Genomic DNA, 11,997 nt, shown 5'->3' with positions numbered 1-11,997 from the left:
GCCGGGGTCAATCCTTGGGCGGGCGCAGGATGTAGCCGACGCCACGCAGGGTGTGCAGGTATCTCCGCTCGCCGGTGTCGATCTTGCGGCGCAGATAGGAGACGTAGGACTCGACGAGCCCCACGTCGGTGCGCCAGTCGCCGTTCCAGACGTGGTCGAGGATCTGCGTCTTGGACAGCACCCGGCCCGCGTTGAGCATGAAGTAGAGCAGCAGCCGGTATTCGGTGGGCGACAGCCGCACCTGGACGCCGTCGCGCCACACCTCGTGCGTCTCCTCGTCCAGCTCCAGGTCGGCGATGCGCAGCCGGTTCGGCGGCGGCGCGCCCCGCCGGGTCCGGCGCAGCACCGCGCGGATGCGGGCGATGACCTCCTCCAGGCTGAACGGCTTGGTCACGTAGTCCTCGCCGAGCCCCAGCCCGGCGAGCCGGTCCTCCGGCGTGTCCTTGGCCGTCACGAACAGCACCGGGACCCGGCGACCGCGGGACCGCAGCCTGCCCGCGACCGCCAGGCCGTCCAGGTCGGGCAGCATGACGTCCAGCATGACCAGGTCGGGCGTGCTCTGCTCGGCGACCCGCAGGGCCTCCTTGCCGTCGGCCGCCGTCAGCACCTCGAACCCGGCCATACGCAGGCTGGCGGAGAACAGCTCCCTGATGTTGGGCTCGTCGTCCACCACCAGCAGCCTGGCCTCCGGCTCGGTCATCTGCCGACTCCCCCCTGGCTGATCGAGGTGGCGGCCACCGAGCCGTCCCCGCCCTTCTCGCCGCGGACCACGACGTTGGTGCCGGTCCGCAGATCGGCCAGCTTGCCCGGCTTGGTCACCTGGACCGTGGTCGCGTCGGTGGTGGTCACCGTGACCGTGGAGCCGTCCATGGTCTTGACGTAGATCTTGCCGCCCTCGACCTTCTCGACCGTCCCCACGGTGCCGCCGCCCGCGCCGCCCATCCTCTGACCGTACCCGCCCGGCTGTCTGCCCTGCTGACCGTACCCGCCGGGCTGCCTCCCTCCGGGTTGCTGGCCGTACCCGCCGGGCAGCTGCCGGCCGCCCGGCTGCATGGCGGCGGTCGTGTCGGGGGCGCCCAGCGCCTTCTGCGCCTGGATGCCGATCACCACCCCGGCCACCAGCACCACGCCCGCGATCAGTCCGAGCGTCACCTTCGACATCGGCTTGCGCGGCTGGACGGCCAGCTCGCTGTCCAGATCGTCCGGATACGGCGAGCCGTCGAGTTTGGCCATTTCTGTCTCCTTCGGGGGTCCGTCACTCATGGCGCAGGGCCTGGATCGGCCTCAACTTGGCCGCCCTGTTGGCGGGATAACTGCCGAAGAACAATCCGATGCCGACGGAGACGCCCAGCGCGAGCGCGACCGACGACGGTACGAGCACCGGCTGGATGCCCGCGACGGTGAAGCGGGTGCCCAGGAACGCCACCAGCACCCCGGAGAGCCCGCCGACCAGGCTGAGCAGCGTGGCCTCCATCAGGAACTGGCCCAGGATCGCGCTCCTGGGCGCGCCGATGGCCTTGCGGATGCCGATCTCCCTGGTCCGCTCCGTGACGGTCACCAGCATGATGTTGGTGATGCCGATGCCGCCGACCAGCAGTGAGATCGCCGCGACCGCGCCGAGCAGCACGGTGAACGTGCCGGTCGCCGCACTGACGGTCTCCTGCAGGGTGGCCTGGTTGAGGATCCGGAAGTCGGCCGAGGCGGTGCCGCTGATGCCGTGCCGCTGGTTGAGGATGGCCGTGACCTCCGACTGCGCCGACTCCGTCGCCGTCGAGCCGCCGGCCTGAACGACGATGGAGTTGAGCGAGCCGAACCCGGTCAGGCTCTGCTGTACGGCCGGCAGCGGCGCGATGGCCACGTCGTCGGCGTCCTGGCCGCCCGTCGACCCGGTCTCCTTCAGCACGCCGACGACCGTGAACGGCACCCCGGAGACCGTCACCTGCTTGCCGATCGGGTCGAGGGTGCCGAACAGCTCCTCGACCACGGTCTGCCCGAGCACCACGACCTTCCTGGCGGCCAGGACGTCGTCGTTGAAGAAGTACGTGCCCTTGGTCACCGGCTTGTTCGTGGCCTCGAAGTAGCTCGGGTAGGTGCCGACGAGCTGGGCGATCGAGTGGCTGGCCGCCCCGTAGGTGGTGGCGGCCGAGGAGGCGGTCACGACCGGCGAGACCGACTTGACCGACGGGGCCACCGTCTTGTCGGTCAGGGCCTTGGCGTCGGCGAGGGTGAGCTGCCTGGCCTGGGTACGCGGGCCGGTGTTCTGCTGCCCGCCGCCGGGTCCGCCACCGCCGGCCCGCCCGAAGCCGCCGCCACCACCGCCACCGCCCGCGAAGGACTGGGAGATCGTCAGCGTGTTGGCGCCGAGTCGCTGGATGTTCTTCTGGATGCTCTGCGAGGAGCCCTCGCCGACGGCGACCAGCATGATGACCGCGGCGACGCCGATGAGGATGCCGAGCGTGGTCAGCGAGCTGCGCATCTTGTTGGCCAGCAGCCCGCGCAGGGCGAAGCGCAGGACCTCGAACTGGTTCATCGAGCGACCTCCGCCATTCGCGGCGGCGGCCCGTCGATCGGGCCCTGCCGGACGTCTTCCACGATCTCGCCGTCCACCAGCCTGATGACCCGCTTGGCGTGCGCCGCCACGTCGTTCTCGTGCGTGATGAGCACGATCGTGCGGCCCGAGTCGCTGAGCCTGTCCATGATCTCCAGTACGTCCTGCGTGGACGCGGTGTCGAGGTTGCCGGTGGGCTCGTCGGCCAGCAGGAGGGCGGGGGCGGTGATGAGCGCCCTGGCCACGGCCACGCGTTGCTGCTGGCCGCCGGACAGCTGGTTGGGCTCGTGGTGGACGCGGTCCGACAGGCCGACCTGCTCCAGCGCGGCCAGTGCGCGCCTGCGCCGCTCGGCCTGGCCGATGCCGCCGTAGACCAGCGGCAGCTCGACGTTGGCCAGCGCGCTCATGCGCGGGATCAGGTTGAAGGACTGGAAGACGAAGCCGACCCTGCGGTTGCGCAGCTTGGCGAGCTGGTGTTCGTCGAGCTGCCCGACGTCGGCGCCGTCGATCAGGTAGCGGCCGGTGGTGGGCACGTCCAGGCAGCCGAGGATGTTCATCAGCGTCGACTTGCCGGAGCCGGAGGCGCCCATGATGGCGACGTAGTCCCCCTGCTCGACGTCGAGGTTCACCCCGCGCAGCGCCCGTACCCTGGCGTCGCCCTCGCCGTACTCCTTGACCAGGTTCTGCACGCGCAGGACGGGAGCGGTCATCGCCCGCCTCCCGGCACGCCGCCGCCACCGGGGAAGCCGCCGCCGAAGCCGCCCTGCCGCTGGTTGTTGCCGGTGCCCGTGGTCGTGGTGGCCGGCGGGACGATCTGGTCGCCTTCGGCGACGCCGGACTTGATCTCGGTCAGCGAGGCGCCCTGTACGCCCACCTCGACCGGGGTTCTAACCTGCTGGCCGTTCTTGAGCAGGGTGACCGTGTTCTGCCCGCCGCTGGTGGAGATCGCGGTGGAAGGTACGGAGATGACGTTCTCCGCCTCGCCGGTCACCACCTCCACGGTGGTGGTCTGCCCTAGTCGCACCTGTTTGGGGACCTTGGTGAAGGAGATCGTCACCGGATACTGCACGACGTTGTTACTGGTGGCGGCGACCGGCTCGATCTGGGTGACCTTGCCGGTGGCGGTGACGCCCGGCAGCGCGTCGAACGTGACGGTGGCCGCCTGGCCGACCTTGAGCTTGCTGACGTCCGACTCGGTGAAGGTACCGACCAGCTGGAGCTTGCCGGTGTCGGCCAGGTCGATGAACCCGGATCCCGATCCGTTGCCCGACTGGCTGCCACTCTGCCCGCTCTGGCCGGTGCTTTGGCCGGTGCTCTGGGTGGTGGACGTGCCGGATCCGTTGGAGGAACCACCGACGGTGCCGTTGACGGCCGTGACCGTGCCGCCGAACGGCGCTCGCAGCACCGTCGCCGCGGCCGTCCGCTGGGCCTCGCGGTAGGCGTTGCGCGCCTTGATGTAGGCGGCGTTGAGCTGGGCGGTCGAGGTCCCGTCGTCGAGGGCGCTGTTGTACGTGGCAAGGGCGGCCGACAGGTTCTCCTGCGCCGCCGCGTCGTCGAGCCTGGCCAGGATGTCGTCCTTGCGGACCTTGTCACCGGCCTTGACGTAGATGTGCTCGACCGTGCCGCTCGTACCGAACGCGAGTGATCTGCTCTTGGAGCTCTCCACCGCCCCCGAGGCGGACACCGAGGCGGTCACGGTGCCGCGCCCGGCGGTCACCGTGCGGGTGACCGTCTCGCTCGCCACCTCGCCCGTGCCGAGCTGGGCGTACGCGAACGCGACCCCGCCCAGCAGGAGCACGCTCAGGGCTCCGTTGGTCATCAGCGCTCTGCGCCTTGTCGACACCTTCACAGGCGGTGACCCTTGCACACCAGTCTGCGCTGGAGCCGGGAGCTAGCTGAAGGTTCGCTGACAAAGGCGGAGCATACGGAGACACACAGACAACTCTGAGCCCGCTCGCAGCCTCGTACCCATCTGTTCACGCCATGATGGGCCTTCATGAGATCGACTATCCCGCCGAAGGCGCTCAAACTCGGCGGGCTCACCCTGGCCGTCCTGGTGGCCGGCTCCGGCCTGGTGCTGGCGCTCCGTGACGATTCGGAGCCCGCCGCCCAGGTACGGCTGGCGGCGGCCAAGCGGGGCGTCGTCACCGCCTCGGTCACGGCCGCGGGCAACACCGTGGACGGCTCGCGGCGTGACCTGGGCTTCGGCGGCTCCGGAACGGTGACCAAGGTCTACGTCAAGGTCGGTGCCAAGGTCAAGAAGGGGCAGGTGCTGGCCCGGGTGGACAGCCGGGCGGCCCGCGAGGGCTACACGGCCGCCACGGCCGACCTGGCCGCCGCCGAGGAGGCCCTGGACACCGCCTCGACCGCCGCCACCAGCACGGCCTCGTGCGCGCCGAGCAGCGGCACGTCCGCCTCCGTCGCCGGGGCGGTCGCCGCCAAGGGCGCCTTCGGACCTTCCGCGGTTCCCGTCGTGGACGCTGGCAAGGGCGCCTTCGGGCCTTCCGCGGTTCCCGTCGTGGACGCCGGCCCCACCACCACGCTCACTCCGAGCACGACGCCGACCCCCCGGCCCACCTGGACGCCGACCCCGGAGCCCACGCCGAGCGGCCCCGAGCCGCAGCCCACCGTCACGGTGACCGTGACGGCCACGGCGACCGTCACCGCGACCGTCACGGCCACGCCGGAGGGCGGCCGCCCGTCGGCCTCGCCGACCGGCACCTCCACCGGCAAGCCGTCCGCCAAACCCACGGGGAAACCCACGGGCAAGGCCACCGGCAAGCCCACAGGTAAGGCCACCGGGAGGCCCACGGGCAAGCCGTCGACCGGCGCCTCGGGCCGGCCGACCGGGAAGGCCACGCCCGGAACCCGCCAGTCCCAGGGCGGCAGCCCCTGCGCCGGCACGAACGGCAAGGGCGGCATCAGCGAGGACCAGGCCAGCGCGAACGTCGACCGCGCCCAGGCCGCCCTTGAACAGGCCGCCGACGCGGTGCGCGGCACCCGGATCGTGGCCCCCGCGTCCGGCACGGTTCTGTCGGTGGCGGGATCGGTCGGCGACACGGCGGGCACCAGTACGTTCATCAGCCTCGGCAACCTGAACGAGCTCCAGGTCGACGCGCTGGTCACCGAATCCGACGTGAACAAGCTCAAGCTCGGCCAGCAGGCGAGCATCACCCTGGCCACGCGCGGCGCGCGGAAGTACCCGGGCACGGTCACCCGCATCGCGCCGACCGCCACCGTGAGCGACCAGCTCGTCCGCTACTCGGTGACGCTCGCCTTCGACGAGCCGCCGCGCGGGCTGATGCTCGGGCAGACCGCCTCGGTGTCGGTGACGACGGGCACGGCCAATGACGGGATCTACGTGCCGGCCGAAGCGGTGAAGAGCCGGGCCGACGGTACGAGCGTGGTCACCGTACGCTCGGGCGGGCATGACGCGGCGCGGGCCGTGCGTACCGGGGTGCGCGGGGACCAGTACGTGGAGATCATCTCGGGCCTGAGCGAGAGCGACCAGGTGGTCATGGCGGACAGCACCACGGGCGAGTTCCCGGACGACAGCTGGCCGGAGAGCTGACCACCCACCGGCCGGGCCACATGGGGTGGCTCGGCCGCGTTTCCGTTGAGCGAACCCTCAGCCGTTTGACAGCGAACGTTCAGGCTCGGGCTCGGGTCGGGGGGCTCGGAATCGGGCGGGTTCAGGCTCGGGGTCCGGCGGTGGCCGGGATGGTGAGGCTGTGGGCGGTCTTGGCCGGGGCGCCCTTGCGCGAGATGTAATCCAACGTCCGGAAATCCACCGAAATATCGTCACGAGTGACCTTGGCCATCAGGTAGCCCCGCCGCTGGTCGATGTAGGAGATGTGCGGGTTCTCCTGCAGCGACTCGGCGATCCACGTCCGGTCCCGGTACCCGTCCCCGTCGCTGGCGATCGACGAGGTCACCAGTTCCTTGGCCACCACGGGCGAGTCGGGGTCGTCGAAGTCGGCCTTGAGGTCGGCCAGGTGGTGCATGTGGGCGTCGCCGGTCAGCACGACCGGGTTCGAGGTGCCGGACAGCGAGCCCAGCAGCCGGGTCCGCTCGGCGGCGTACCCGTCCCACGCGTCGAGGTTCACCTCGCGGCCCGGCCCCACCTTGTAGTCGCGCTGCGCCATCAGGATCTGCTGCCCGAGGAGGTTCCACCGGGTGCCGGAGCCGCGCAGGCCGTCCTCCAGCCAGCGCCACTGGTCGGCGCCCAGCAGCGTACGCCCGGCCGCCAGCCGCTCGTCGCACCCGGCGCGTACCCCGTCCAGGCACGCCTGGTCGTCACGGAACTGCCGCGTGTCGAGCAGGTGGAAGCGGGCCAGCGACCCCCAGGAGACGCGCCGGTTCACCCGTAGCACCGCGCCCTGCAGGCTCTCCCGGCGCAGCGGCATGTTCTCGTAGTACGCCCGGAAGGCGTCCGCCCGGCGCCGGGTGAAGTGGGGAGCGTCGGTGCTGGAGACGGACCCGGCCCAGTTGTTCTCCACCTCGTGGTCGTCGAAGGCCACCAGCCACGGCGCCACCGCGTGCGCCCGCTGGAGGTCGTGGTCGCTCTTGTACTGGGCGTGCCGCAGCCGGTAGTCGGCCAGCGTCTCGCACTTGCCCGGCGTGTGCGTACGCACCCGGCCGGCGAGCGCGGTGTAGCCGCTGGGCCCGTACTCGTACATGTAGTCCCCGAGGAAGACCACCAGCTCGGGCTCCTGCTCGGCCAGACGCCGGTAGGCGGTGTAGTAGCCGTGCTCGTAGTGCGCGCACGCGGCGACCGCGAACGTGAGCGGCACCTCTCCCATGGGCGTGGTCCTGGTACGGCCGGCGGGCGAGAGCCTGCCCTCGCTCTTGAACCGGTAGAAGTAGTCGCGCCCCGGCTCCAGGCCGGCGACCTCGACGTGGACGCTGTGCGCGGCGCCCGGCCGCGCCTCGGCCGTACCGGACTTGACGATCTTCGAGAAGCGCTCGTCGGTGGAGACCTGCCAGTCGACGTCCACGCCACGGGAGGGCATGCCGCCGCGACCGTCTCCGGAGAGCGGGTTCGGGGCGAGCCGGGTCCAGAGGACAAAGCCGTCGGTGGACGGATCTCCGGAGGCCACGCCTAGGGTGAACGGGTCGGATTTGAGGGTTCGGGTCTGCTGGAAAGAGGCTGCTGCTGCCTGCTGGGATGGCGCGAGGAACGTCACTGCCGCCGCGGCGAGGAAGGATCTGCGGTCCACGGTCCAGGTATGTCCACCTCGACTGACAGGGTTGTGACAGTGGAGTCAAGGCTGGATGAACAGCGTCGGTCGTCCAGTTCCAGCGGCTGAACCCGCTGCGCCCTCAGATCGTCCGGCAGCTGTTCCGGTAGGGAAGTTCATGGATGTGGGCCTTCCAGTCCGCCGGAGACAAGGCGCCGAACTGGGCACAGAACGCATCCTTGATCTTGCCGGGTGCGATGACGTGGGTGCGGAGACGGCTGTGGCCGTCGACGGCCAGGACGGTCGAGCCGTCCCGGGTGAACGCCAGCGAGTACAGGGAACTGAAGCCCGAGGAGTCGGCTTCCGGTGGAATGCCGGCGAACGGTAGCCCGAGAGGCCGGTTGGTGGCGACGTCCCACAGCTGGATCTGGTCCGCCGCGTCCGGCACGGCCATGAGACGTCCGTCGGGAGAGAAGGCCACAGGGGCGCCGCCGATGGACGCCTCCCCCTCCTGCCGCAATGTTCGGCTGTTCCGAAGCCGGAGCTTGCCGCTGCCCCTGTGGTAGTCGGCGAGAACTCCGGCAGAGCTCAGCGCTACCGGACGATCCATGCCAGAGTCGGGCGGGACCACCCGCGCGCCGGTGGAGGCGTCGACAACGCCCTGGTCTGAAGAGGAGATGATGGTCCGGCCATCCGGGCCGAAAAAGACCTGACCGTCCCAGATGATGATGCCGGGAAGACCGTACTGTCCGGCGGTGGGCTGCCCGGCGACCGAGGCGCGTGGGACTCCCGAGGCGATGTCCCACAGCGTCAAGAGGGAGGCGTTCCTGGAGCCGTTCTTGGTGAGCGCCGCCAGGGTCTTTCCATCGGGTGAGAACGTGACAGTGGCGGAGTCGGCGAAGCGGAACCGTGTTCTCAGGACGGTCTTCCTACGCGCCGTGGCCACGTCCCAGATGTAGGTGTCCCCATCGTCTTCCATGATGGCCAGCAGGCGGCCGTCCGGGGACAGCCGGTAACCGGCGAAGCCGGCCAGCCGCTCGGCGGGGATGGTGTTCCGGCGCGTCATCTTGATGGGATCCCAGATCGTGACAGGCCCCAGATCCTTGACAGGCCCCAGATCCGCGACCACAAGGGTCGAACCGTCGTCGCTGAGCTCCGCGAGGGCTCCGTACGCGCGGTCGCTGAAGGCGACCGGATCAAGGATGGCGGCAAGGGACACCACGACGGTGGACGAAGAGGCATCCGCATGACACCGCAGGGTGCGATCGCCGAGTCCGAATCTGAAGTTGAAGCACTTGGCGTCGGCGTACGTGAAGACCGGGTGATCATCCGCGTCCCCGGCGGGCGCCTGGTCGAGCATGTCCCTGGTGTCCCACACGGCTCCGTTGAAGGAGACGTACCTGCCTGTGGAGCTGAAGATGATCGGCTCGTCGACGGCGGGGACGGAGGGCTTGCGGATGGTCCGCCACCTGATCCGGGAGGGGCCGAGTTTCGCGAAAGTGACGAGCCCGAGCCGGGTGTCGTCCCCTAGCCGGTTGCCCTGGACGAGGGCGAGGAGTTTGCGATCAGGACTGAACGCGACCTTCAGGATCGGTCCGGCTTCCGTGGCCGGCCGCACGGTGCGTGCCTTGTGGCCGGTGCGCAGGTCCCAGAAATCCAGCGACGTGTCGTGCGTGGTGATCAGATATCGCTGGTCCGGGGTGATCTCGGCCGAAGTCAGGTAGTAGGGAATGCGCACCAGGAGCTCGCCGGACGAGGTGTCCCACACGCTCGTGGCGGTGGCGCTCTTGGCGAGCAGCAGGTGTTCGCCTACGGTCTCCAGAATCGGGGGCGCCTGAAGAGTGATCGGCCGGAGCCGGCCGGTCGCCATGTCCAGCAGGACATCGGTGCCGTCCAGAACGGGCAGCGCCAAGGTCTTCCCGTCATCACTGAGCCGCAGCCGGGCGAAGTCTTCGGCGTTCAGGGGCTGACCGGGGAAGGTGAACGACCTGATCATCCGGCGTGCGTCGACGTCGGCGATCTTCACCTCGTTGCCCCGGACATAGACGCGCAGACGGCCGGTGTGGTCAGCGTCGGTGCGCCAGCTCTCGTCGACTCCCGGAGGACGGTAGGTGTACAGCTCCGGCTGGGCGGAGAGCGTCAGCAGCGCGTGGCGGGCCTCGTAGCCGCCGGGGTCCAGGCTCGCGGCGGCGACGGCGAGTTGTTTGGCGGTGATCGGATCGGCACGGCGCATCGCGATGGCCGTCCCCGCCACACGGCTCCCGACCGCCTCGGCGAGCTGCCGGGAGATGGTCAGGGCCCGCTCGGTCAACCTCCGGCCCTGCACGATGGCCGTGGCCGCCGTGCCGGTGGCGATGATGAGCAGGACCGCCAGTGCCGCGCTCAGCACCGTGCGGTTGCGGCTGCGCCGCCGGGCCGCGTCCCGCTCGGCCTGGCCGTACCGGATGCCGGCCTCCAGGAAGGCCCGTGCCTCCGGCCCGAGGCTCGCCGGGGCGTCTTTGGTGGCGTTCCGGGCGATCTCCAGGCGCGTGTCCCGATACAGGAACGCGGGGTCGCGACGCTTCCTGCTCCACTCCTGGGCGTCCTCTTCGAGCTGCTGCCGGACCAGTAGGGAGGCGCGGCCGGCCTCGATCCACGCGCGAAGCTGCCACCAGGCCCGGATCAGCGCTTCATGGGTGATCTCGACCGTGTTCTGTTCCACGGTCACCAGCCGGGACTCGACGAACCTGTCGAGGACCTCGCGGACCGCGCCGTGCTCAGGAGTGTCCTGCGGCGGAAGCAGTTCCGTCAGCGGCAACCGGCGGCGCGTGTCCTCCGTCCCCTCGCCCAGGCGGACCAGGCGGAGCAGCAGCGACCGGGCGGTTTCGCGGCCGATCAGGTCGAGCCGCTTCAACGTCGCGTCCGCGGTGCGGGCCAGGGACCGGCTGATCCCGCCGGTCGCGCGATAGCCGGCCAGTGTGAGCTCCCGTCCCTCCCGACGCTCCCAGGTGACGAGCAAGGAGTGCGAGAGCAGCGGAAGCGCGCCGCCGCCCGCGGTGGAGGCGGCTCCCAGGTCGTCAAGGAGCAGTTCCACCAGCCCCGCCTGAAGGGTGAGTCCCGCGAGCTTGGCGGGTTCCTCGATGACCTCGCGTAGCTGCGCCGTGGTCATCGGCCCGACGATCAGCGGCTGCTGGAGGGCGGGCAGCAGTTCGGGATAGGCCGCGCAGTGGCCGAAGAAGTCGGCGCGCAACCCGATGACCACCACAGCGGACGCGCAGGCCGCGTGCAAAGCCCGGATGAAGACCTGGCGCTCATGCTCCTCGACAGAGGCGGTGAAGATCTCCTCGAACTGGTCGACGATGACGATCCTGCCGCGATCGCCCGGTCCGAGCAGGTCGCGTAGACAGCAGGGGGCGTCGACCAGGCGTCGCCGTACGTCGTCCGGGCGGTCGGCGCCGCAGAACCGTTCGGCGAGAACCCGGACGGGCTCGTCCCCCGGAGTGAAGATCACGGGGGCGCCGGGCGCGGACCGCTCGTCCTCAGGGAGGAGACCGGCCCGCAGCAGCGACGACTTGCCCGCCCCCGAAGGCCCGGCCACCAGCAGCGGACCATCCAGCGCGGACTGCGCCGCCATCCGGTCCAGGAGCGTGCCGGTGAGCTCCTTGCGCCCGAAGAAGTATCGCGCCTTCTCGGGGCCGAACGCGGCCAGTCCCGGGTAAGGGCATTCGCCCGGATCGGCGGCCGCGGGGCCGGGGGCGGCCGGGTGCCGGGCGCCGGTGGTGCGGGCCTGCTCCCAACGGGTCTTCCACAGCTCGTGCTCGGAGCGCCACCATGGGTGTCTCGGGTGGTAAGGCGCCGGGGCGTCGGTGTCCGCCAGGGCCAGGAGCACGCGGACCAGCGCCCAGAGCAGGGGGAACTCTCTGGCGACACTACCCCTGGTGAACCACTCGCTGACCGTCTGCGGGGTCAGTTCCGCGGTGATCCGCTGTGCCTCGAGCAAGTCGTTGGCCTGTTCGATGGCCTTGGCTCGCGAGAACGCGGTCGTCCGCTCGCGGGCTCGCCGTTCCAACAGGACCAACTCCCGTTTCAGCACCGCTCGCGGGGCGGGCAGATGCTCGGTGCCGGTCATGCGCCTGGCCTTGGACCGCCGGCGTCCATCCGGCGCCTCCGGCCGGATCGTCGATCGGCACCGCCGCCACCTGGACGCTTCCAGCGCCGATCCGGTGTGTCCGGAAACTCTTCAGGTGCCGCCGGCCACCGGCTGAGCTTGCGGACGACGTCGCAGCCGGC

At 70.5% G+C, this 11,997-nt stretch carries 8 protein-coding genes; 1 reads left to right on the top strand and 7 read right to left on the bottom strand.

Annotation, left to right across the window (positions count from 1 at the left end; genetic code table 11):
- Positions 1-7 precede the first annotated feature (7 nt).
- From ACIBO2_RS27015 to ACIBO2_RS26995, 5 genes are read right to left on the bottom strand one after another with little or no spacing between them, the layout of a single operon-like run.
- On the bottom strand, positions 8-700 hold the full coding sequence (locus ACIBO2_RS27015; RefSeq protein WP_225291483.1) for a response regulator transcription factor: 693 nt from the start codon (positions 698-700) through the stop codon (positions 8-10).
- On the bottom strand, positions 697-1,233 hold the full coding sequence (locus tag ACIBO2_RS27010; RefSeq protein ID WP_397300252.1) for a hypothetical protein: 537 nt from the start codon (positions 1,231-1,233) through the stop codon (positions 697-699). The genes ACIBO2_RS27015 and ACIBO2_RS27010 overlap by 4 nt, the downstream gene beginning before the upstream one ends.
- 22 nt (positions 1,234-1,255) lie before the next feature.
- Entirely contained in the window at positions 1,256-2,530 is a 1,275-nt protein-coding gene (locus tag ACIBO2_RS27005) for an ABC transporter permease (RefSeq protein WP_358550422.1), read from the bottom strand.
- A complete protein-coding gene (locus tag ACIBO2_RS27000) occupies positions 2,527-3,258 on the bottom strand; it encodes an ABC transporter ATP-binding protein (RefSeq protein ID WP_357946184.1) in 732 nt (243 codons plus the stop codon). Before ACIBO2_RS27000 ends, ACIBO2_RS27005 begins: the two co-directional genes overlap by 4 nt.
- Positions 3,255-4,367, bottom strand: a complete 1,113-nt coding sequence (locus ACIBO2_RS26995; protein ID WP_397300247.1) for an efflux RND transporter periplasmic adaptor subunit — start codon at positions 4,365-4,367, stop codon at positions 3,255-3,257. Before ACIBO2_RS26995 ends, ACIBO2_RS27000 begins: the two co-directional genes overlap by 4 nt.
- A gap of 177 nt (positions 4,368-4,544) precedes the next feature.
- Between ACIBO2_RS26995 and ACIBO2_RS26990 the strand changes: the two genes are divergently transcribed.
- A complete protein-coding gene (locus tag ACIBO2_RS26990; protein WP_397300244.1) occupies positions 4,545-6,119 on the top strand; it encodes an efflux RND transporter periplasmic adaptor subunit in 1,575 nt (524 codons plus the stop codon).
- A 121-nt stretch (positions 6,120-6,240) separates the two neighbouring features.
- Here the strand turns inward: ACIBO2_RS26990 and ACIBO2_RS26985 are convergent, their stop codons facing one another.
- Positions 6,241-7,767, bottom strand: coding sequence for an alkaline phosphatase D family protein (locus tag ACIBO2_RS26985; RefSeq protein WP_358550416.1), 1,527 nt, complete (start codon positions 7,765-7,767; stop codon positions 6,241-6,243).
- 103 nt (positions 7,768-7,870) lie between these two features.
- A complete protein-coding gene (locus ACIBO2_RS26980) occupies positions 7,871-11,836 on the bottom strand; it encodes a hypothetical protein (RefSeq protein WP_397300240.1) in 3,966 nt (1,321 codons plus the stop codon).
- Between the last annotated feature and the right edge of the window lie 161 nt (positions 11,837-11,997).

This window comes from Nonomuraea sp. NPDC050022 (genome assembly GCF_044460705.1).
In the GTDB taxonomy this organism is placed as follows: domain Bacteria; phylum Actinomycetota; class Actinomycetes; order Streptosporangiales; family Streptosporangiaceae; genus Nonomuraea.
Note: the sequence above shows the minus strand (reverse complement) of the source record. Positions and strands in the feature narration are given on the sequence as shown.

Excerpts from the sequence above, each read along its gene's own strand:
- ACIBO2_RS27015 (WP_225291483.1), bottom strand. The coding sequence starts at position 700 with ATGACCGAGCCGGAGGCCAGGCTGCTGGTGGTGGACGACGAGCCCAAC.
- ACIBO2_RS27010 (WP_397300252.1), bottom strand. The coding sequence starts at position 1,233 with ATGGCCAAACTCGACGGCTCGCCGTATCCGGACGATCTGGACAGCGAG.
- ACIBO2_RS27005 (WP_358550422.1), bottom strand. The coding sequence starts at position 2,530 with ATGAACCAGTTCGAGGTCCTGCGCTTCGCCCTGCGCGGGCTGCTGGCC.
- ACIBO2_RS27000 (WP_357946184.1), bottom strand. The coding sequence starts at position 3,258 with ATGACCGCTCCCGTCCTGCGCGTGCAGAACCTGGTCAAGGAGTACGGC.
- ACIBO2_RS26995 (WP_397300247.1), bottom strand. The coding sequence starts at position 4,367 with ATGACCAACGGAGCCCTGAGCGTGCTCCTGCTGGGCGGGGTCGCGTTC.
- ACIBO2_RS26990 (WP_397300244.1), top strand. The coding sequence starts at position 4,545 with ATGAGATCGACTATCCCGCCGAAGGCGCTCAAACTCGGCGGGCTCACC.
- ACIBO2_RS26980 (WP_397300240.1), bottom strand. The coding sequence starts at position 11,836 with ATGACCGGCACCGAGCATCTGCCCGCCCCGCGAGCGGTGCTGAAACGG.